Source organism: Vibrio sp. Vb1729 (assembly GCF_033338655.1).
In the GTDB taxonomy this organism is placed as follows: Bacteria; Pseudomonadota; Gammaproteobacteria; order Enterobacterales; family Vibrionaceae; genus Vibrio; species Vibrio alginolyticus.
In genome coordinates this window covers 80065-100960 of record NZ_JAWOTB010000049.1, presented here as the reverse complement: position 1 = coordinate 100960, position 20896 = coordinate 80065, and the positions used below count along the sequence as shown (strand labels likewise).

Sequence of the window (20896 nt, the reverse complement as noted above, 5' to 3'; positions counted from 1 at the left end):
TTATTCCTGTTTATCGTTCTTTTTAGCCCACACATGAATGTAGCGGCCTAATGAGAGGTATGGCTCTTGTCGACAAAGTTGTTTTTCTAGCGCCAACACATCTTCAAACTCGTAATCGCCCATGTATTCCATATTGCCTATGTAATCACTAAATGAGCGAATACCAGATTTGCCACAAATATTAAAACCTGAATTTTCTATCCACTGGTAGACTTCTTCAGGTTTTAAGCCTTTTTGCGGCTGTAGTTTAAATCTTTTTCGGTGAGGCATGCCGTCTAATATATGAGGAATGTTGCCACAAACTACGTTTTTATAGACTAAACCGTGGTGGTTGTAGAACATGACTGATGCGATGCCTCCCGGTTTTACTTGTTCTAGAACTGTTTCAAGTGCGGCCTTAGGATCAACCAGCCACTCCATCACAGCGTGGAACATAACCAGATCGACCTGTACATCCATATGTTCACCGATGGATTGGACAGGCGAATGAATCAGGCGATACTGCTCAAGCAAACCGTTTTTTTCAATATCCTGCTTAGCCAACTGCAGCATTTCCGAAGATAGATCACATAAAGCGATTCGATGTCCGAGCTTAGCAAGCTTTTGCGACATTTGTGCCAAACCACCACCAGCGTCCAACACTTCTAGGGGTTGCTGGTCAGCATCTAATTCACTTAGAATCTGTAGAAAATCTTCCCACACAATGATTTGGCGGATCTCCCCTTTATCGGAGCCGTAAATATTTTTTGCAAATTTGTGGGCGATATCGTCGAAATTGCGGTCTTCTGTCACTTCTGCTGAGTTATCATAACGGATTGTGCCGCTATTCTGGCACAAGGAAAGCAGGAATAAAGAGGGATACCCTCATTTTTATTATCAATTGATGTTTTTTCGGACTATTTATGTATGTTTGAGCTGAAAAAAGTAGTGTCAGCCATGCTTATGCCCCTTCCGGCATTGCTGCTGATAGGCTTGTTGGGTCTTGCTCTCATTAGTTTTACTACAAAACGTAAAACTGGCTGCTTCGTTGTTTTATTCTCTTTTGTTGGCATTTTTCTTGTTGCCTTCCAACCTGTTTCAACCAAGCTTCTTATGCCGTTAGAGCGAGAGCATAAAGCCTTTTTGCCAGTTTCTGGCACCATCGACTACGTGATGGTTTTAGGGAATGGTCATGTTATCGATGACGAAATTCCACCCACCTCGCAGTTAAGCCGTGCAGCATTAATGCGCTTAACTGAGGGCATTCGTATTTTAAGAATGTATCCAGGCGCGAAATTAATCTTATCCGGCTATGCTGGTGGATCTGAAATTAGCCACGCGCGAATGATGGCGAACGTTGCCCTTGCGTTGGGCGTCGCGAAATCCGATATCATTTTATTAGAGGATGCAAAGGATACATGGGAAGAGGCACGTCAAGCGGCTGCATTCGTTCAGCAAAAGGAGATTGTGTTAGTCACCTCTGCAAGCCACATGAGCCGTGCATTGTATGAGTTCAACGCAGCAGGCATTAAACCAATCCCAGCTCCGACCAACTTCTTAGCTATTAGCGAGATAAGTCAACCTTGGGATAAATACTCACCTAAAGCGCGTTACTTAGAACAAACAGAGCTTTATTGGCATGAGTACTTGGGCAGTATTTGGCAAAGGTTGCGTGATACTGTCGGCCAAACACCAATGGTTGAAGCAAACTAGTATTATCTTGAAGCCACAAAAAAGGAGAGCCGAAGCTCTCCTTTTTCTTTTTACGATTTAGTTATGTTCCAACTAGTCACCAGCAAACATATAGCCTTCGCCGTGTACCGTTACAAAAATCTGTGGGTTCTTAGGATCGAACTCCATTTTTGCGCGCATACGTCGAATAAGAACATCAATGGTGCGGTCATTCGGCGCATCCACTCGATGGCTGATCATGTTCAAAATACGCTCACGACTTAACACCTGGTTAGGATAAGACGATAATGCCACCAAAAGTTCATACTCTGCTTTAGTTAGTTTTACTGGCTCACCGTTGCGGCTAAGTGCGCGACGTTGAATGTCGAATGTCCACTCCCCAAAGCGCACAATGTGCTCTTCACTGGTTTCATTCGCTTTCGAGCTGCCACTGCGCGCCGCTGAAATACGCCACAGCAAGTTTTTAACGCGAACTAACAGCTCTCTCAGTTCAAAAGGTTTTGTCACATAATCGTCAGCACCCATTTCTAGGCCTACGATTTTATCAATGCTATCCGTGCGTCCTGTTACTAATATGATACCAATATCCGATTGGCTACGTAACTCACGAGTAAGCATCAGGCCGTCTTCACCAGGCAGGTTAATATCCAGCATGATCAGGTCTACATCGCCCGCTTGCAAAACTTCACGCATTTCTGCGCCACTCTCTGCTTCGCTGACTTGGTAGCCCTCATTTTGGAAATATCCCGCAAGCTTACTACGAGTTACAACATCATCTTCTACGACTAATACGTGATAGCTCATTTACACCACTTTTCTGTCTTCTTATTATCCAAGACGTATTCTATTCATAACTAGTAACATTTCTAGTCATAGATACATTAAAACGCAAGATTTAGCGTTTTTATTGATTCAAAACAAGCTTGCCCATTGCTATTAATAAACGGTCATTTTTGACCATAAAACATAACAATTATAGTTACTGCTATTCATTTTAATTGATTACACTTAGGGGATATCCCTAATTGACTTTGTGATGCATGACTTGAAGCATCATTCAGGAGCCCAAAATGCAAGAAGTGAAAGCTTTTAATGAAAAACGCGCTGAAATTTACTGGTGGTTTTCGAGCTTGTTCGCAAAAGAACTAACAGAGAAAGAATTGGAAGCCTATCACAGTGTTGAAATTCGCAGTTTTCTCGCAGGTTTAGGTGAAAATGAGTCGCTGAAACCAGCTGTTGATAGCCTAGTTGATGCATTGAATCGGTTACAAGATCGTGAAGATGCACAACTAGAGCTTGCAGCTGACTTTTGTGAACTGTTTTTGAAGACAGAAAAATACGGCGCTCTTCCTTACGCATCCATGTACATTGGTGAATCAGGTTTACTGAATGACAAGCCAGCTGAGGAAATGGAAAAGTTGATGGCTGAATTTGGCGTTCAAGTAGACGAAAACCTAAAGGAACCTGCGGATCACTTAGCCGTTGAGCTCGACTTTCTCGGGAACATGATTATCCGCTCAAACGAGCTTGAACAAGAAAAACACATGGAAGAAGCCTTCGTTAAACAAAACGACTTTATCCAGCAACAATTGATGTCTTGGTTACCTCAGTTTTCAGACAAATGTAAAAAATTCGACGAATTTGGATTTTACTTGAGTGTCGCGAAACTATTAGTTGCATTTTGTAAACTAGACAGCGCCTACCTTCTTGGTGAATAATTGCCGCCTATTTTTAGGGAGCCTGCCTATCGGGCTTCCTGTATGCCTGAAAGTGACCAATTGTAAGTAACTTGGGTATAATATTCGTTTGCCTTAACTTAGCGCAAAGACGCTTGGTTATTTAGCAGTCAAAATGTGACTTCAAATACACAAATCTCTTGCTGAAAACATTGCTAGTCAGTCCACATAGGGCTAAAATGTGAGCGCAAACGATTAAATATGATTTATATGTAAACCGCTGAAATATAGCGGTTTTTGTGTTTTCTTAACAGGTTGATGGCAATTTCTCATCAGATAGAAAAAAGATAAAATTCATCGACCGATGCTGCTACGTACCCTTTTGTCGCACTTGGATCAACCGCTGCCGAGACACTTAGCGCCAATTTTAATATTGCTAGGTGTGAAACCATTAGAGCATCAGGTACATCCAATACGACATATTTCAGTAGCTCGATACAGGACACCATTTATGGCCACGATAAAAGACGTTGCTCGCTTAGCCGGCGTTTCCACTACGACAGTTTCGCACGTTATCAATAAAACGCGTTTCGTTGCAGAAGCAACGCAAGAAAAAGTAATGAAAGCCGTTGACGAGCTGAATTACGCGCCAAGTGCCGTTGCACGCAGCCTAAAATGCAACTCAACTCGTACGATTGGCATGTTAGTAACTCAATCAACTAACCTATTTTTCTCAGAAGTGATTGATGGCGTTGAGAGCTACTGTTACCGCCAAGGCTATACTCTGATTTTATGTAACACAGGCGGGATTTACGAAAAACAACGCGATTACATTCGTATGCTGGCTGAAAAGCGCGTTGATGGCATCCTAGTGATGTGTTCTGACTTAACCGAAGAACTAAAAGAGATGCTTGACCGTCATGCGGACATTCCTAAAGTGGTCATGGATTGGGGCCCAGAGAGCTCACAAGCAGACAAGATCATGGATAACTCAGAAGAAGGTGGCTACATTGCAACCAAACATCTGATTGACAATGGTCATACGGATATCGCTTGTCTAAGCGGTCATTTTGAAAAGCTTGCTTGCCAAGAGCGCATTGCAGGTTTCCGTCGCGCAATGAGCGAAGCGAACCTAGCTGTAAATGAAGACTGGATCCTTGAAGGTAACTTTGAATGTGATACGGCCGTATTAGTTGCAGATAAAATTACCGCAATGGACAAGCGCCCGACGGCGGTATTCTGTTTTAACGACACAATGGCTCTAGGCCTAATGAGCCGCTTGCAACAAAACGGGATCAAAATTCCTGAAGATATTTCAGTGATCGGCTACGACAACATCGAGCTTGCGGAATACTTCTCTCCACCGCTAACGACTATCCACCAACCTAAACGTCGTGTTGGTAAAAATGCATTCGAAATTCTACTTGAGCGTATCAAAGATAAAGAACACGAAAAACGAATTTTCGAAATGCAACCTGAGCTTGTAATTCGAAATACTGTGAAAAAAATGAACTAAATTTCACTGTATTTAACCGTGTTAAATAAGCGCTCTACAGGGGCGCTTATTTTTTTGGAAAAATTAAGCATTCTCTAATACTTCACACCACTCTAATAACAATTGACTAACGTTAACTCCCTGTTTTATATAAATGTAATATATATTAAGAACTCCTTTTCAAAGGCCAATTTGCACCTTTCCATATGCAAAATAGAGCATTCAATCTATCATTTTTATTGAACCGAAATCACACTTTTAACGCTAAACCGTGATGTTAATTCAATATAAGAAGTATGCTCATTGTGTCACGCACAGGGCAAACCATTCGAAAGAGTGGGACGCAAAGCCTCCGGCCTGAACCATATTACGATATGGAAGGTAGCGGGGTTACCGATGGCAAGTGTGTAAGCAATGACTTTACTCTGTAATGACATTGTTTTTACGCATGTTTGCTACTCTCTCGGACCTGACTTTTGGTGGCGTAATATTAATTACACCGAGATAACAAAACATGGATAAACCGATACTCAAAGACTCTATGAAGCTATTTGAGGCACTTGGTAATATCAAGTCGCGCTCAATGTTTGGTGGCTTCGGACTATTCGCTGATGAAACAATGTTTGCACTAGTGGTAAACAATCAGCTTCATATCAGAGCAGACCAAAAAACTTCATCTGACTTCGAGAAACAAGGGCTAAAGCCTTACGTTTATAAAAAACGTGGCTTCCCAGTCGTTACAAAGTACTACGCTATTTCCAGCGATTTATGGGAATCAAGCGAACGCTTAATCGAAGTAGCGAATCAATCATTGAAAAAGGCAAAGCTTGAGAAAGAACAGCAAGCAAGTACAAAGCCTAACCGTTTGAAAGATTTGCCTAACTTACGACTGGCTACCGAGCGCATGCTAAAAAAAGCCGGCATCGAATCCGTAGAGAAGCTTGAAGAGGAAGGTGCGCTTAACGCCTATAAAGCGATAAGAGATACGCACTCTGCAACCGTCAACATTGAGTTGCTATGGGCACTAGAAGGTGCTATCAACGGCACTCATTGGAGTGTGGTACCTCAAGCTCGCCGAGATGAGTTGATGAACGGCCTCCAATAAAAGTCGGCCTAAAAACTATCTTGTAAAACCGCAGTCTAATCTGCGGTTTTTTTGTGAAATTTTTTCGGTTTTCCTACTGTCTTATTACATATATCCCAAATTGGAATCAAAATTATGAATAAGAAACTGATTTTAGGTCTCATCCTACTAGCGGCTATCGTCTTTTTAGGTATTAACTTTGGCCAGTATTTAACCTTAGAGAATGCAAAAGCCCAACAAGAAGCACTAACTACATACATCGATCAGAATTTTGTATTCTCGGCTGCGATTTACTTTTTTACCTACATTGCAATTACCGCTTTTTCTATCCCAGGAGCAGCAGTAGTCACCTTACTTGGTGCAGCCTTATTTGGTTTTTGGACAAGCTTGCTACTGGTTTCTTTCGCTAGCACTATGGGGGCAACACTGGCCTTCTTGAGCAGCCGATACTTATTGCGTGACTGGGTACAAAACAAATTCGGAAATAAACTCAACGCAATTAATCAAGGTGTCGAAAAAGACGGAGCTTTTTATCTATTTTCCTTGCGTCTAATCCCTGTATTCCCTTTCTTTCTAATCAACTTACTGACGGGCTTAACGCCGATGTCTGTAGGTAGATTTTATCTCACTAGCCAAATAGGTATGCTGCCAGGCACAGCCGTATATCTGAATGCAGGTACTCAATTAGCAACAATTGAAAGCCTATCGGGCATTGTTTCACCCGCAGTATTAGCGTCTTTTGCACTATTGGGACTATTTCCAATCATCACTAAATGGGTTATGAATAAAGTAAGGCCGACACCAAGTCAGCAAAACTCGTAATTGGTGAAGTGGGTATTTTGATGAAAATATTTATCGCTAAAAACCCAGCAGAAGCACACATTGTATGTGAGCTGCTTAAAGTGGAACAAATTTACTGTGAAGTTCGTGGAGAAGGTATTTTCGGCTTAAAAGGAGAACTGCCGTTTGGTGATGATACCGATCCTTATGTGTGGCTTTTTGACACGGCACAAAAGATGAAAGCTGAAGAAATAGTAAAAGCATATCGAAAACAATCCGATAGGCATGAGTATCAAGATTGGCAATGCCCAAAATGTCATGAAATAAACGAAGGGCAATTTGGTGCATGTTGGCAATGTGGATATCAACTAGGAGAGCTATAGCGGCTCTCCTATTCAGTGGATGCACTCAGTTTTAAGCACATACAGCTTGCTGTTTAATAAACTCGATGGAGTGTTGATTGAAGTCTTCTGGACGCTCTACATTGCATACATGACCACAATTCGGGATTTCTCGTAGAATGCTGAGCTTATGTGCTGCAACCATTTCTTTGACAGGTTTAATAAACATGTAATCCCTGTCGCCCATTAAGTAAAGAGTCGGAATGGGTAACTCTCGATCTTTAAAATATTTCATTAACGGATTTACATCAGCAGCAAGAATAAACCAACGTTTAAATTCTTTTTGGCAAAGCTTCTTGGCTTCGCGAATAAAAAGGTGGCGAGATTCTCGTTGGCTTCTTTGAGGCATAACAATATAAGCGAACAGTTTGTAGAGCCACATGTACGGTAGGATATGCTTACAAAAATTACCTAATTTCACCAATATCTGAGAACGAGTGTTAAGCCTTGTGACAGCACCGCCGAGCACCATCGAACGTACGCGCTCTGATGACAATTCAGCAAGGTTTCGAACAATAATAGTACCAAGCGACATACCGACAAAATGAGCGGATTGGATCTTTAAATGGTCCAATACTTTCATAATATCTTGAGTAACTTCCGTAAAGGTATAACGGCTAGCAATGAGCTCTTTAAGTAACTGATTTGACTTTCCATGACCTCTTAAATCGATCAGCAATAAGTTAAAGTGTTGCTTGTAAGCTTTAATTTGCTTGAACCAGATAGAAGAGCTACCACCAGCACCGTGCACAAATACAACCCACTCATTACTAGTAGGGTGCAAATAGGTTTTATGAAAAAGTAGCGGCTGGGTCATATTCAGTATCAAAAAGATCGTGCTATTGAGTAAAGAGCCATCCTACCACACTCCCCTTACTCAAGATAATAAAGGCACCTCATTCGGTGCCTTTCGTTACAATTTTAAGTCAAACTAACGCTGAGTGGTAAAGCTGCAAATAAGATTCTGCGGCCTTTTGCCAACAAAAGTCTTGTTGCATCGCGTGCAACTGTACTTTATTCACTTCAGGCTCGTTTTGAGCGTAGAGCAACAGTGCCCTTAGCATCGTTAACAACAATGCCTGCGGTGTCGGTTCGAAAAAAACAAACCCCGTTGCTTCAGATGGGTTTACATCATAATCGCTAACGCTGTCCTTTAAGCCACCAACACCGCGTACTATCGGTAATGTCCCATAAGCCATACTATAGATTTGGTTTAAGCCACATGGTTCAAACTCAGAAGGCATCAAGAAGAAATCAGAACCAGCTTCAACGATATGCGCAAGTTCATTGTCATACGCTTCTACAAAGGCAAATTTGCTAGAAAACTGCGCGGCAACCTCTCGTAGCTGAGCGGCAAGAACAGGGTCTCCGGTCCCAACGACAACTAGCTGAACATCGTGCTTCAAAAAATCGGCCAAAGCAGGCAACAAGTAATGAACGCCTTTCTGCTGGGTCAACCGACAAACCATACCGAACATAGCTACATTTTTTTCGGGCAAATTTAGTCGTTGTTGTAATGCTTTTTTACAAGCTTTCTTCCCTTGCGACATACTTTGCTGGTCGGCGCAGTAATTAACTGGCAAGTAGGTATCCGTTTCCGGATTCCAAGCGCTGTAATCACAACCATTCAAGATGCCGACTAAGTCCTGCGCACGTTGCTGAAACTCCCAAGCCATGCCGTGACTGCCAAGCTCTGTTTTTAGTTCCTCTGCGTACGTAGGGCTAACCGCGTTTATCTTATCTGCATTCATTACGCCAGCTTTAAGCATCGTAATATGCGTTGCACTCACCGCAGCATCGGGAACGTTTCTACAATGAAACTCTGGCAAACACTGCACGTCTTCATAACTAAATACGCCTTTAAAGACCGCATTGTGAATTGAAATGACGCTTTTAGTATGAGCAAAAAACGGATCATTGCCATACCTGTGCTTGAGCAAAAATGGAACAAGACCTGTGTGCCAATCGTTCGCGTGTATGATATTAGGTTGAAAGGCGAGCTTGGGTAACATATCGAGACATGCTGCACTAAAAAACGCAAAGCGCTCGCCGTTATCAGTATACGCTTGGTTGTTCTCCGCATACATTGATGGTCGATTGAAATACGGCGGACAATCAATCAGGTAAACAGGATTTTGACCTAACATGAGCCGCAAAACTCGATACTCCGTATGCGGCCATGATGTTAATTCTGTTTCTAATACAACTTCTGCGTCTGCGAGTTTATCAATACTGCTGTACGCAGGGATGGTAATTCTTACGTCTTGCTGTAGGTTTTGAAGGGCTTCCGGTAGTGCCTTGGCAACATCTGCCAAGCCACCACTTTTAATGAGGCCTTCAACCTCAGAAGCTACAAACAGAATAGATAAGTTGTTAGTAGCCAACTCGAGCTCCTTTCGGAATAACAACAATGCCCTCCTCAGACACGTGGAAGTGTTTTTTATCTTCTTGAAGATTCACACCAATCTGAGTACCAGGAGCAATATCGGCATCCTTGTCGACAATCACACGACGTAAAACACAGCCTTCGCCAATTTTTACGTCACCAAGAAGTATACATTCGCTGATATCGCAAGCAGAAGCAATATTACTGCGAAAACCAAGCACCGACTTTTCGATTCTTGAGCCTCTAACATAGCTGCCATTACACACTAAACTATCGATTATCTGCACACGACCATTATCAGAGTCGGTAAATGTCGCAGGTGGCAATGGTGGGTAGTAGGTGTGCAATGGCCATTTACGGTTGTACAGCGAAAATGGAGCATCTTTTTCTAGCAGATCCATATGCGCTTGCCAGTACGCATCAATAGTTCCGACATCACGCCAGTACACCTCTTCTTTTTCGCCACTGATTTTGTTGGTACTGAAGTCATACACGAACACATCACCTCTAGGGAACATCTTTGGAATGATGTCCTTTCCAAAATCATGTGATGAAGCTTCATTATCCGCATCTTCGACCAACTCTGAGAACAGTACCTGAGCTTCAAAAACATAGTTACCCATTGAAACTAAAGCGTAATCAGGGTCCCCAGGAATCGATTTCGGATTTGCTGGTTTTTCTTCAAAGCCAATCATACGACCTTCACTATCCACTTCGATAACCCCAAATTGCGACGCCTCTTTTAGTGGCATGCGCAATGCAGATACCGTCAGAGAAGCCTGCTTTTCTGAGTGGAAGTTCAGCATTTGTTTGATATCCATCTTATAGATATGGTCAGAGCCAAAAATACAAACTTGCTCTGGTTCCTCTAATTCCATAAAACGCAGGTTTTGATAGATCGCGTCCGCCGTCCCTTCGTACCAACGTTTACCAGTACGCATTTGAGCGGGAATAGGATCGATAAAGCGGTCTGTAATGCCGTTGATGTTCCACCCCTTTTTTAAGTGATGGAATAAAGATTGAGATTTAAATTGGGTTAGGACGTAAATGCGCATCAGATCCGCATTAACAAAATTGTTTAGAGCAAAATCGATCAATCGATAACTACCACCAAACGGTACCGAAGGTTTACTGCGAGATTCCGTTAAAGGTCTCAAACGAGAGCCTTCACCGCCAGCAAGAATCATTCCCAAAACACCAGCCATTTGTTGTTCTCCATATCGTTATAGCTTGGATTTGGTACTCGCTTGAATGAGTCATACTCGGGGAGTCAAGCGAATACATTTAGCAACCGTCTCTGAGTTTCTGTGAACTCTTACAACACGGATAAAAAAGCTACGGCACTTCCAGTATGCAACGTCCACTCTTTCCTTATTTTTTGACGCAAACAATGCACACAGTTGCACTAATTTTTGTAATAAATTATCTAAGCGGGTTCTAAATTACAATTTTTAATACGCCATTCTGTGTACCATACAGCTCTTGCGTACTCAAGACGATATCTAGATCACACATGGAAAAGCAAACGATTACATTGTGAAAACAATTTACGAACGGATTCACTACACCACCGATTTTTTAGCCCAATGTATAACAAATATGTGAATGCAAAATGAAAGTTACAACGAATATTTTTTACATAAAAAATACATCAGCGACTACGAAATATTGATGCTGGGATCTTCTCGCGTCAGCAAAACTCAGTCAAAGCAGCAAAGATCTATACGAACAACACAGTGGCCTTTACGCAAAACAAAACGCAAAAAAGGCAGCGATATCGCTGCCTTTTTACATTACTTAGATCGTACGTTTTTATGCTTTCGCTTTTTTACGCTTATCAGTGACTTCCCACTTACCGTCAACAAAGAGCGCTGTCCAACCAGATGGTTTGCCATTCTCTTCCGAACGAACGTAGTTCTCTTTTGTTTTGCGACTAAAGCGTACGACTGCAGGACGACCATCAGGATCTTCTTGCGGTGCGGTCGCTAGGTATTTGAACTTCTCAGGTAAACGCTCTTCAAAACGTGCCAGTTCAGCAACCAAAGGAGCACGTGTCTCGCGCGATTTCGGGAAGTTGCTTGCCGCCATAAATAGACCTGAAGCACCATCACGAAGTACGAAATACGCATCTGAGTTTTCACATGGCAACTCGGGGAAATGAACAGGATCTTCTTTCGGTGGCGCGACTTCGCCATTCTTAAGAATCTTACGAGTGTTCTTACACGTTTCGCTCGTACAATCCATGTATTTACCAAAGCGACCGTTCTTAAGCACCATATCAGAGCCACATTTGTCACACTCAACAACTGGACCATCGTAGCCTTTTACTTTGAACTCGCCGTATTCAACAAGGTAGCCTTCACAATTCGGGTTATTACCACAAACATGCATCTTACGCTTGTCATCAATCAGGTATGCGTCCATCGCTGTTTCACAGATCGGACAACGCTTTTTAGCACGAAGAGCTGCGGTTTCAACGTCTTCTTCTAGAACGTTAATAATACCTTCTTCGTCACCCAAGTTGATGGTTGTCTTACAACGCTCTTTTGGTGGTAACGCGTAACCTGAACAGCCTAAGAACACACCTGTCGAAGCAGTACGGATGCCCATTGGACGGCTACACGTCGGACACTCGATATCCGTCATGACGATGTGGTTTAACTTCATACCGCCTTCTGACTCATCCAGCTCCGCTTTTTCAAGATCGCCAGTAAAATCAGCAAAGAAGTTGTCTAACACAGCTTTCCAGTTCACTTCACCTTCAGCGATTTGGTCCAATTTCTGTTCCATACGCGCAGTAAAGTCGTAGTTCATCAAATCGTTAAAGCTGTCATCAAGGCGGTCAGTAACAATTTCACCCATTTTTTCAGCGTAGAAACGGCGCTGATCAACTTTCACATAGCCACGATCTTGAATCGTAGAAATGATCGATGCGTAAGTCGACGGACGACCAATGCCTCGTTTCTCCAGCTCTTTAACCAGTGCTGCTTCAGTGTAGCGCGCAGGTGGCTTTGTAAAGTGCTGTTTAGGGTCAAGTGACTCTAAGCTTAGCTTATCGCCAAGTTGTACCGCTGGAAGGATTGTATCCTCGTTTTTGCCCATTGGACGCTGTACACGAGTCCAGCCGTCAAATTTAAGGATACGACCTTTCGCTTTAAGCGTGTATTCTGCCGCTTTTACGCTGATGGTTGTTGAATCGTATTCTGCTGGCGTCATTTGACACGCTACAAACTGATTCCAAATCAAAGCATAAAGTTTGTGCGCATCAGCATCGACACCTTGCAGGTCTTCCGCCTTAACACCCACATTTGAAGGACGGATCGCTTCGTGCGCTTCCTGTGCCCCTTCTTTGCTACCGTACGCCAATGGTTTCGCTGGCAGGTACTTATCACCAAACTCAGAACCAATAAAGTCACGTACAGCGTCCACAGCCTCGGCACTTAGGTTAGTCGAGTCAGTACGCATGTAAGTGATGTAACCGGCCTCATAGAGGCGCTGAGCTAGCATCATGGTCTTTTTCACGCCGTAGCCCAGACGTGTACTCGCTGCCTGTTGAAGCGTAGAGGTGATGTAAGGTGCTGAAGGCTTGCTCTTTGTAGGACGGTCTTCACGCTTACATACTTCGTAACTTGCATTCTCAAGTACAGACATCGCTGCTTTGGTTTCTGCCTCATTAACTGGCTTAAACGCAGAACCGTCTTTCTGCGCAACAAGCAGTTTAAAGTCCGCTTTGTCTTTCGTTTTCGTATTCGCATGAATGTCCCAGAATTCTTCTGGTACAAACGCGTTAATCTCACGCTCACGCTCAACTAACAATTTCACCGCAACAGACTGCACTCGACCAGCAGATAAGCCACGAGCCACTTTTTTCCAAAGTAAAGGTGAAACCATAAAACCAACGACACGGTCCATGAAGCGACGTGCTTGTTGGGCATTTACACCATCCATGTTCAGCTCGCCAGGTGTCTGGAAAGCTTGTTGGATCGCGTTTTTCGTAATTTCGTTAAAAACTACACGTTTGTATCGCTCTTCATCGCCACCGATGATCTCACGAAGGTGCCATGCGATTGCTTCCCCTTCGCGGTCCAAATCGGTTGCGAGATAAACGCAATCTGCGTCTTTGGCGAGTTTTTGTAGTTCGTTGACAACTTTTTCTTTGCCTGGAAGGATTTGGTAATTCGCTTCCCAGTCATGATATGGGTTAATCCCCATTTTTTTGATCAACGCTTTGCGGTCTTTCTCTTTTTTAACGCGCGCTTTCTCTTCCGGACTCATCCCTTTAGTTGAGATGGCTGCGGCTTTTTTCTCACCAGTGCTTTGACCGGCCGTAGGCAGATCACGCACATGACCAACACTAGACTTAACAATAAAGTCTTTACCAAGGTACTTATTTATCGTCTTTGCCTTGGCTGGTGACTCCACTATAACGAGTGATTTACCCATAACTGACTCTAACGTCCTTCATAATAATGCGGGTAGAAACCTTGTTTAAAGGCCACCCGCATAATGTTCTATTTCATTGCTTCTTTTTTTACTATTGTGCGAGATGAAAAGAAGATCAACTGCTTTTTTGAAATTCAGATCCGATTGGTTGACAATTCATCGTCTTTATACTTCAAAGAGACAGGGTTCTGAAAGGTATTGAGCGGCATATCTAAACAGGCAAACTTAGCATCCGCTAATCCAATGCAATAAATTTTGTTACCCATCACAAAATAGTTTGGTTCAATGTTCTGCCATCTTCCTCCGCATCATGCTTATACTCTAAAAATTGATCTGTTTAGTCTTACTGAACGATTGACTGAATTAATCATGCAAACCCATTTTAGTTGTAGGTATACTCAGCGCTCTTAACTGAATAGAATGGTAGAAAGAATATGTCTGATAGAACGTTTATCGAAGAGTTCGACCTTCTTTTGATCGCTAACCAAATCATCCAAGAGCACGATGATTACATCGAGGGAATGCGAGCAACAAGCGTAGAAGAAAAAGAAGGTGTTTTAGTTTTTAAAGGTGAATACTTCCTTGATGACAAAGGTTTACCAACTTCAAATACGACTGCAGTATTCAATATGTTTAAATACTTAGCGCATCACCTTTCTAAGGAATTTACGCTGGTTAAATAGTATTGGGAAACAAAAAAGCCAGAGTGTTATTCACTCTGGCTTTCCGGTTTCAGGTCAGAATATTTAGCAGCTTAAAGCCTTAAGTTTGTCGAAGTAGTCAGGGAACGTTTTCGACGTACACTTTGGATCGTTAATCGTCACAGGCGTATCACTAAGTGCCACCAGCGAAAAACACATCGCCATTCGATGATCATCGTAAGTATCAATCGCAGCATGCTTTAACTGAGAGACAGGTTTGACGATGATGTAGTCTTCCCCTTCTTCCACTTCCGCACCAACTTTACGTAACTCAGTCGCCATAGCTGACAAACGGTCTGTTTCTTTTACACGCCAGTTATAAACGTTACGAATAGCGGTAGTGCCTTCGGCAAATAGCGCTGTTGTCGCGATGGTCATTGCAGCATCAGGGATATGGTTGTAATCCATATCAATGCCTTTTAATTGACCAACACGTGAAATTACGTAGTCATCACCCCATTCAATTTCTGCACCCATTTTTTCAAGCGCATCAGCAAATTGAATATCACCTTGAATGCTGTTTTTACCGATACCCGTGACTTTAACTTCTCCGCCTTTGATGGCTGCCGCCGCCAAGAAGTAAGAAGCAGAAGACGCGTCACCTTCAACCAAGAAATCGCCTGGAGCGATGTATTGCTGACCGGCTGGGATCACAAACTCTTGATAGTCGTTGTTGATCACATCGACTCCAAACTGCTTCATGATATGCAGGGTGATATCGATATAAGGCTTAGAAACCAAATCGCCTTCGATGTTGATGCGAATTTCACCTTCAGCCAATGGCGCAGACATTAAGAAAGCGGTCAAGAACTGACTTGAAATGGACCCATCGATAGAAACTGTACCTGCTTTTAGGCCAGTACCAATTATTTTGAGAGGCGGAAAGTTCTCGTTTTCCATGTACTCAACGTTCGCACCAGCATCTTTCAGTGCCGTGACAAGGTGACCAATTGGACGCTCTTTCATACGAGGTTCGCCCGTCAGTACATACTCCCCTTCTCCAAGACAAAGAGCCGCAGCTAATGGTCGCATCGCAGTGCCAGCATTGCCGAGAAATAACTCTACCGGCTCTGAGACAGAAAACGGGCGCCCAAGGCCGTCAACGAGACATTCTGTTTTATCTTCGGAAAGTTGGTATTGAACGCCTAGTTTAGTCAGCGCATTCAGCATATGGCGAATATCATCACTGTCGAGGAGATTAGTAAGGCGAGTTCTGCCTTTAGCAAGAGCAGCAAGTAAAAGAGCTCGATTAGAAACGCTTTTAGAGCCAGGAAGGTTCACTTCCCCTTGAATTTTATTGATAGGTTGTAACGTTAGGCTTTCCATTAAAAGTTGATAATCCTTTGTGCCCTCAACATACGATTTTTTATGAGGGCTAAACAATTCTTCGTGAATTCAGACTACCCAAAAAAACACGACAAAACCAGAGTAAATCGGCGCTAATTTATGAATATCCTCAAGCAGCCTAAAGATACAGAATTAAAGGCATTGCCAGCGATGTAAATAAGAGCGAAAGAAGCACGGCGAAACAGCAAACTATTTCGACTTGATTTGACAATAAGCCAGCCCGACTGTACATGCTTGATTAGGCTTCGTTAGGCTAAAACAACCTAGGGTTAATAAGTGATATCAACCCTGACTCCATCATCAAAATATAAAATACGAACTTCATCCCCTCGACTAAATAACATATTTTTATCAACATCTTGGATGACATTAATTAGCTTATCACCCTTCACTTTGATGAGTAGCTCAACTAACTTATATTCAACCGTGTATTGGTAATTACTTTGGTTTTGAGCAACTGCGGCACCTGCAAGCGCACCCACTGCCGTCGCGACTTCTCTTCCCGTACCGCCACCAAATTGATTACCGACTAAACCACCGATAGTGGCACCAAGTAGTGTCTTCCAACCGTTACTTTTCGATTGAACAACCTCTTGTTGAGTAATATAACGGACAGAGTCAATCTTCCCGTAAACTACTTCATTAACTGGCTTGGCAACATTTCTTTCATAGGCTGCGTTGGCGACAAGTGGTAAAAACAGTATGATCCCAAGCCATACTTTTACGATATTTCTTAACCAGGTCATCATAAACTCCTCTGACTCCAATGTTGGTAACGACTTCTTATGGCTATTTATTTAACTGAACTCGATGAAACGTTCAACTTCCCCTCACCCTATAAAGCACTCAGCGACCCCAATGGTTTGCTGGCTTTTGGTGGTGACTTAAACCCCATGAGAATCCTCAATGGTTACTATCAAGGCATTTTCCCTTGGTATGGTCCTGGTGAACCTATTTTATGGTGGAGCCCTTCTCCGCGCGCCGTGTTTGACCCATTGCAGTTTAAGCCATCTAAAAGTCTCAAAAAATTTCAGCGTAAACATAACTATAAAGTAACACTCAATTTCGCGACAGAAGAAGTGATTAGACTATGTTCTTCAACACGCCCTGCAGAGGAAACATGGCTCAACGAGGAAATGCAAGCTTCCTACATTGAGTTAGCCAAACTTGGTCACTGTCACTCTGTAGAAGTATGGCATGACAACAACCTGATTGGCGGACTATATGGCATCTGCGTGGGCCAACTTTTTTGCGGGGAGTCGATGTTTAGCCTAAAAGATAACGCATCCAAAATTGCATTGTGGTACTTATGCAACCATTTGGCGTCAAAGCAAGGTCAATTAATCGATTGCCAAGTTATGAATTCTCACTTGGCATCACTTGGCGCATTTGAACTTGAGCGTGACGAATTTATGCAAAAACTACTATCTTTAAGAGAAAAGCAAACACTATTTGATGCCTATCAGCCCCAAGTTTTGCAGGATTCAGTATGAGTACGGATATACAACATATTCGAATAGGGTTGACGAATAATCACCCTTGTAGTTATTTGCCTGAACGGCAAGAGCGGGTTGCGGTGGCGCTTGATGAAAGGCTGCATACTGAAGAAAATTACCAGTTGCTCATGGCTAACGGTTTTCGTCGTAGCGGAGATACCATATATAAACCGCATTGCGAGCATTGCACCGCTTGCCAGCCAATTCGAGTCTCGATTCCAGACGTTAGACTATCAAAAAGTCAGAAGAGGCTGCTTAATAAAGCACAGTCTTTACGCTGGGAAATGAAACCTGAAATGGATGAGGAATGGTTTGAGCTTTACAGTCGGTACATCTGCAAACGGCATAGAAACGGCACTATGTACCCACCAAAGCGTGATGAGTTTGCTCGATTTGCTCAAACCAGCTGGCTGACAACGTCGTTTTTACACATTTACGATGAATCAGATCAATTGCTCGCCATTGCAGTGACAGATTTGATGCCTCAATGCTCGAGTGCTTTTTATACTTTTTTTGACCCTGACTACGAGTTATCTCTTGGCACGTTAGCAGTGCTTTATCAAATTAAATACTGCCAAGAAAACAAACAACAGTGGCTATATTTGGGATATCAGATTGATGAGTGCCCAGCAATGAGCTACAAAACACGCTTTCAACGCCACCAAAGGCTAGTAAATCAGCGTTGGCGAGGGTAGAATACGCCTCAACTTTACATAATTACTATTTAGCGGCAGAATATAGCCCGCTAATATTGCCTAATTTCTAAAGAGGATTAAATGGCTAAAGAAGACGTAATCGAGATGCAAGGCACAGTCCTTGACACTCTACCAAACACTATGTTCCGTGTTGAACTTGAAAACGGTCACGTTGTGACTGCTCACATCTCTGGCAAGATGCGTAAGAACTACATCCGTATCCTAACGGGTGACAAAGTAACTGTAGAGATGACTCCATACGACCTGTCAAAAGGCCGCATCGTCTTCCGCGCTCGTTAATCTCTGATTTTCGGATGCAATAAAAAACGGAGCAAGCTGCTCCGTTTTTTATTGCACAATTTTTTCCGATTTAGTTCAGATAAAAAAGCGCACGATCTTCTCGTGCGCTTTTACGTTTGTTACCGACTAACGATTAATGCATCGCTGTCTCTTTCTCACTTAAGTATTCAAACTCAAGCGTATCGTTGACCAGCGTTACTTTCACTGTACCGCCGTCAACTAAAGACCCAAACAACAGTTCGTTAGCCAAAGGCTTCTTAAGCTGTTCTTGGATAACACGCCCCATTGGGCGAGCCCCCATAGCTTTGTCATAACCTTTATGTGCTAACCAATGGCGAGCGTCTTGCGATACTTCCATTGAAACGCCTCTCGCATCAAGTTGCACTTGCAGTTCAACAATGAACTTATCAACCACTTGATGGATAACGCTTTCATCAAGGCTGTTAAACCAGATGATGTTATCAAGACGGTTACGGAACTCAGGAGTAAACACCTTCTTAATTTCCGCCATTGCATCGTGACTGTTGTCTTGTTGAATCAAACCAATTGATTTCTTCTCGGTTTCCGCCACACCTGCGTTAGTTGTCATAACAAGAATGACATTACGGAAGTCTGCTTTGCGACCATTGTTGTCCGTTAGCGTACCGTTATCCATGACTTGCAACAACAGGTTAAAGATATCAGGGTGCGCTTTTTCAATCTCATCAAGTAATACGACTGAATGTGGGTGCTTAATAACAGCATCGGTTAGCAAACCACCTTGGTCATAACCGACATAACCAGGAGGCGCACCAATTAAGCGACTTACGGAGTGACGCTCACCATACTCAGACATATCAAAACGAAGTAGTTCGATACCTAGAAGCTTAGATAACTGCACCGTCACCTCTGTTTTACCAACCCCTGTTGGGCCTGCAAACAAGAATGAACCAACGGGTTTGTTGTCTACACCTAAACCTGCACGTGTCAGCTTGATCGCCTCGGATAATGCATCAATCGCATTATCTTGACCGAATACCAACATCTTCATTTTGCTATCTAAGTTTTTCAAAATGTCTTTATCTGAAGAAGAAACCGACTTCTCTGGAATTCGCGCCATTTTGGCAACCATTGATTCGATATCAGCCACTCCGACCGTTTTTTTACGACGGCTTGCAGGAGCAAGACGACTACGAGCACCAGCTTCATCAATGACATCAATGGCCTTATCTGGTAGATGGCGTTCATTAATGTATTTAGCCGACAGTTCTACCGCGGCACGCAGTGCTTTATTGGTATAACGTACTTCATGGTGAGCTTCGTACTTCGGCTTCAAGCCCATCAAGATTTTAGTTGTATCATCCAATGAGGGCTCTACAACGTCTATCTTTTGGAAGCGGCGAGACAACGCACGCTCTTTCTCGAAAATGTTGCTGTATTCTTGGTATGTCGTCGAACCAATACAACGCAACTTACCGCTACTTAAAAGAGGCTTAATAAGATTTGCTGCATCGACTTGACCACCAGATGCCGCGCCTGCACCGATGATGGTATGTATTTCATCGATGAACAAAATGGCATCTTCTTCTTTTTCAAGTTGTTTCAAAATCGCCTTGAAGCGCTTTTCAAAATCACCGCGATATTTGGTACCAGCGAGCAAAGAACCAATATCTAGTGAATAAATCACGCTGTTTTGAATAACCTCAGGGACCTGCCCTTCGACAATTCGCCATGCAAGACCTTCCGCAATGGCTGTTTTACCAACCCCTGCCTCACCCACTAGTAGTGGATTATTCTTGCGGCGTCGACAAAGTACCTGAATAGTGCGCTCTAACTCTTTATCACGTCCAATGAGTGGGTCGATGTTTCCATCTTTAGCGACTTGATTAAGATTCGTCGCAAAGCTTTCTAGGCGTTCTTCAGAATTAGGCTCTTCAACACTTTCTGAGCTAAACGAGTCTGATGATGAATCCTCACCTGCACCTGATGCTTTAGTAATACCGTGGGAGATGAAGTTAACAATATCTAATCGGGAGATGTCATTTTTCTTCAGTAAGTAAGCGGCATGCGACTCTTGTTCACTGAAGATAGCAACAAGCACGTTGGCGCCTGTTACTTCATTACGACCAGACGACTGTACATGAAAGACGGCGCGTTGTAGTACACGTTGAAAACTCAAAGTCGGCTGCGTTTCACGCGTCTCATCACTATCTGGGATAAGAGGCGTAGTTTGATCGATGAAAATATCGAGTTCGTTGCGTAAAGCGTCAAGATCCGCCTTACAAGCTAGAAGGGCTTCCTTAGCTGCATCATTTTCCAACAATGCAAGTAGGAGGTGTTCGACAGTCATAAACTCGTGGCGTTTATCGCGCGCCCGAGCAAATGCACCGTTAAGGCTTGACTCTAGTTCTTTATTTAGCATAAGTACCTCCCGAAAAAACA

The 20896-nt window shown here is 43.0% G+C and carries 20 protein-coding genes and 1 riboswitch; of the genes, 10 read left to right on the top strand and 10 right to left on the bottom strand.

The features are described 5' to 3' along the window. On the bottom strand, positions 1-792 hold the full coding sequence (gene cmoM, locus R7E29_RS20865; RefSeq protein ID WP_025998624.1) for a tRNA uridine 5-oxyacetic acid(34) methyltransferase CmoM: 792 nt from the start codon (positions 790-792) through the stop codon (positions 1-3). 114 nt (positions 793-906) lie between these two features. Between cmoM and elyC the strand changes: the two genes are divergently transcribed. Continuing rightward, the gene (gene elyC / locus R7E29_RS20860; protein WP_005387893.1) at positions 907-1692 is read left to right on the top strand and encodes an envelope biogenesis factor ElyC; all 786 of its coding nucleotides are present in this window, start codon (positions 907-909) and stop codon (positions 1690-1692) included. Between the two features lie 72 nt (positions 1693-1764). Here elyC and torR read toward each other — a convergent pair whose 3' ends face one another. Then, complete coding sequence (gene torR / locus R7E29_RS20855) at positions 1765-2475, bottom strand: two-component system response regulator TorR (RefSeq protein WP_005378370.1); 711 nt, start codon at positions 2473-2475, stop codon at positions 1765-1767. Positions 2476-2741: 266 nt separating this feature from the next. Here torR and torD point away from each other — a divergent pair, with 266 nt between their 5' ends. Beyond that, entirely contained in the window at positions 2742-3389 is a 648-nt protein-coding gene (gene torD / locus R7E29_RS20850; RefSeq protein WP_054576380.1) for a molecular chaperone TorD, read from the top strand. A 290-nt stretch (positions 3390-3679) separates the two neighbouring features. Here torD and R7E29_RS20845 read toward each other — a convergent pair whose 3' ends face one another. Beyond that, positions 3680-3856: a hypothetical protein gene (locus tag R7E29_RS20845; protein WP_155489418.1), complete on the bottom strand. Its 177-nt coding sequence runs from the start codon at positions 3854-3856 to the stop codon at positions 3680-3682. A gap of 2 nt (positions 3857-3858) precedes the next feature. On the opposite strand from R7E29_RS20845, the gene purR reads away from it, so the two are divergent. From purR to R7E29_RS20825, 4 genes are all read left to right on the top strand, one after another. After that, positions 3859-4863: an HTH-type transcriptional repressor PurR gene (purR, locus tag R7E29_RS20840; protein WP_005378368.1), complete on the top strand. Its 1005-nt coding sequence runs from the start codon at positions 3859-3861 to the stop codon at positions 4861-4863. A gap of 287 nt (positions 4864-5150) precedes the next feature. After that, a riboswitch (cyclic di-GMP riboswitch) is annotated at positions 5151-5240 on the top strand. Positions 5241-5356: 116 nt separating this feature from the next. Continuing rightward, positions 5357-5947 carry a TfoX/Sxy family DNA transformation protein gene (locus R7E29_RS20835; RefSeq protein WP_005378367.1) on the top strand — a complete coding sequence of 197 codons (591 nt, stop codon included), beginning with the start codon at positions 5357-5359 and terminating at the stop codon, positions 5945-5947. A 114-nt stretch (positions 5948-6061) separates the two neighbouring features. Beyond that, positions 6062-6748: a TVP38/TMEM64 family protein gene (locus R7E29_RS20830; protein WP_054576379.1), complete on the top strand. Its 687-nt coding sequence runs from the start codon at positions 6062-6064 to the stop codon at positions 6746-6748. A 20-nt stretch (positions 6749-6768) separates the two neighbouring features. Further along, positions 6769-7089: a DUF2007 domain-containing protein gene (locus tag R7E29_RS20825; RefSeq protein WP_017820033.1), complete on the top strand. Its 321-nt coding sequence runs from the start codon at positions 6769-6771 to the stop codon at positions 7087-7089. A 31-nt stretch (positions 7090-7120) separates the two neighbouring features. Here R7E29_RS20825 and R7E29_RS20820 read toward each other — a convergent pair whose 3' ends face one another. The 4 genes from R7E29_RS20820 to topA form a co-directional block, all read right to left on the bottom strand. Beyond that, entirely contained in the window at positions 7121-7924 is an 804-nt protein-coding gene (locus R7E29_RS20820; RefSeq protein ID WP_054576378.1) for an alpha/beta fold hydrolase, read from the bottom strand. Between the two features lie 109 nt (positions 7925-8033). Next, positions 8034-9491, bottom strand: a complete 1458-nt coding sequence (gene glgA, locus R7E29_RS20815) for a glycogen synthase GlgA (protein ID WP_017820031.1) — start codon at positions 9489-9491, stop codon at positions 8034-8036. Continuing rightward, the gene (gene glgC, locus R7E29_RS20810; protein ID WP_017634726.1) at positions 9481-10698 is read right to left on the bottom strand and encodes a glucose-1-phosphate adenylyltransferase; all 1218 of its coding nucleotides are present in this window, start codon (positions 10696-10698) and stop codon (positions 9481-9483) included. The genes glgA and glgC overlap by 11 nt, the downstream gene beginning before the upstream one ends. 607 nt (positions 10699-11305) lie before the next feature. After that, a complete protein-coding gene (gene topA, locus R7E29_RS20805; protein WP_054576377.1) occupies positions 11306-13936 on the bottom strand; it encodes a type I DNA topoisomerase in 2631 nt (876 codons plus the stop codon). Between the two features lie 434 nt (positions 13937-14370). On the opposite strand from topA, the gene R7E29_RS20800 reads away from it, so the two are divergent. Further along, a complete protein-coding gene (locus tag R7E29_RS20800; RefSeq protein ID WP_005387884.1) occupies positions 14371-14619 on the top strand; it encodes a YciN family protein in 249 nt (82 codons plus the stop codon). 63 nt (positions 14620-14682) lie between these two features. Here R7E29_RS20800 and aroA read toward each other — a convergent pair whose 3' ends face one another. After that, positions 14683-15963 (bottom strand): 3-phosphoshikimate 1-carboxyvinyltransferase, encoded by a 1281-nt coding sequence (gene aroA / locus R7E29_RS20795; RefSeq protein ID WP_017634728.1) that lies wholly within the window; start codon positions 15961-15963, stop codon positions 14683-14685. Between the two features lie 290 nt (positions 15964-16253). Continuing rightward, positions 16254-16730, bottom strand: coding sequence for a glycine zipper 2TM domain-containing protein (locus tag R7E29_RS20790; protein WP_005378348.1), 477 nt, complete (start codon positions 16728-16730; stop codon positions 16254-16256). A gap of 39 nt (positions 16731-16769) precedes the next feature. Here R7E29_RS20790 and aat point away from each other — a divergent pair, with 39 nt between their 5' ends. The 3 genes from aat (at position 16770) to infA (ending at position 18475) form a co-directional block, all read left to right on the top strand. Continuing rightward, the gene (gene aat, locus R7E29_RS20785) at positions 16770-17477 is read left to right on the top strand and encodes a leucyl/phenylalanyl-tRNA--protein transferase (protein ID WP_005387881.1); all 708 of its coding nucleotides are present in this window, start codon (positions 16770-16772) and stop codon (positions 17475-17477) included. Next, positions 17474-18175, top strand: coding sequence for an arginyltransferase (locus R7E29_RS20780; RefSeq protein ID WP_047100846.1), 702 nt, complete (start codon positions 17474-17476; stop codon positions 18173-18175). The genes aat and R7E29_RS20780 overlap by 4 nt, the downstream gene beginning before the upstream one ends. An 81-nt stretch (positions 18176-18256) precedes the next feature. Further along, positions 18257-18475, top strand: a complete 219-nt coding sequence (gene infA, locus R7E29_RS20775; RefSeq protein WP_001040192.1) for a translation initiation factor IF-1 — start codon at positions 18257-18259, stop codon at positions 18473-18475. A gap of 133 nt (positions 18476-18608) precedes the next feature. Here the strand turns inward: infA and clpA are convergent, their stop codons facing one another. After that, complete coding sequence (gene clpA, locus R7E29_RS20770; RefSeq protein ID WP_005387879.1) at positions 18609-20876, bottom strand: ATP-dependent Clp protease ATP-binding subunit ClpA; 2268 nt, start codon at positions 20874-20876, stop codon at positions 18609-18611. Positions 20877-20896: the final 20 nt, after the last annotated feature.

Bases quoted from the DNA above. Each gene is read 5' to 3' on its own strand.
- elyC (WP_005387893.1), top strand. From the start codon at position 907: ATGTTTGAGCTGAAAAAAGTAGTGTCAGCCATGCTTATGCCCCTTCCG.
- torR (WP_005378370.1), bottom strand. From the start codon at position 2,475: ATGAGCTATCACGTATTAGTCGTAGAAGATGATGTTGTAACTCGTAGT.
- torD (WP_054576380.1), top strand. From the start codon at position 2,742: ATGCAAGAAGTGAAAGCTTTTAATGAAAAACGCGCTGAAATTTACTGG.
- R7E29_RS20845 (WP_155489418.1), bottom strand. From the start codon at position 3,856: ATGGTGTCCTGTATCGAGCTACTGAAATATGTCGTATTGGATGTACCT.
- purR (WP_005378368.1), top strand. From the start codon at position 3,859: ATGGCCACGATAAAAGACGTTGCTCGCTTAGCCGGCGTTTCCACTACG.
- R7E29_RS20835 (WP_005378367.1), top strand. From the start codon at position 5,357: ATGGATAAACCGATACTCAAAGACTCTATGAAGCTATTTGAGGCACTT.
- R7E29_RS20830 (WP_054576379.1), top strand. From the start codon at position 6,062: ATGAATAAGAAACTGATTTTAGGTCTCATCCTACTAGCGGCTATCGTC.
- R7E29_RS20825 (WP_017820033.1), top strand. From the start codon at position 6,769: ATGAAAATATTTATCGCTAAAAACCCAGCAGAAGCACACATTGTATGT.
- R7E29_RS20820 (WP_054576378.1), bottom strand. From the start codon at position 7,924: ATGACCCAGCCGCTACTTTTTCATAAAACCTATTTGCACCCTACTAGT.
- glgC (WP_017634726.1), bottom strand. From the start codon at position 10,698: ATGGCTGGTGTTTTGGGAATGATTCTTGCTGGCGGTGAAGGCTCTCGT.
- topA (WP_054576377.1), bottom strand. From the start codon at position 13,936: ATGGGTAAATCACTCGTTATAGTGGAGTCACCAGCCAAGGCAAAGACG.
- R7E29_RS20800 (WP_005387884.1), top strand. From the start codon at position 14,371: ATGTCTGATAGAACGTTTATCGAAGAGTTCGACCTTCTTTTGATCGCT.
- aroA (WP_017634728.1), bottom strand. From the start codon at position 15,963: ATGGAAAGCCTAACGTTACAACCTATCAATAAAATTCAAGGGGAAGTG.
- R7E29_RS20790 (WP_005378348.1), bottom strand. From the start codon at position 16,730: ATGACCTGGTTAAGAAATATCGTAAAAGTATGGCTTGGGATCATACTG.
- aat (WP_005387881.1), top strand. From the start codon at position 16,770: ATGGCTATTTATTTAACTGAACTCGATGAAACGTTCAACTTCCCCTCA.
- R7E29_RS20780 (WP_047100846.1), top strand. From the start codon at position 17,474: ATGAGTACGGATATACAACATATTCGAATAGGGTTGACGAATAATCAC.
- infA (WP_001040192.1), top strand. From the start codon at position 18,257: ATGGCTAAAGAAGACGTAATCGAGATGCAAGGCACAGTCCTTGACACT.
- clpA (WP_005387879.1), bottom strand. From the start codon at position 20,876: ATGCTAAATAAAGAACTAGAGTCAAGCCTTAACGGTGCATTTGCTCGG.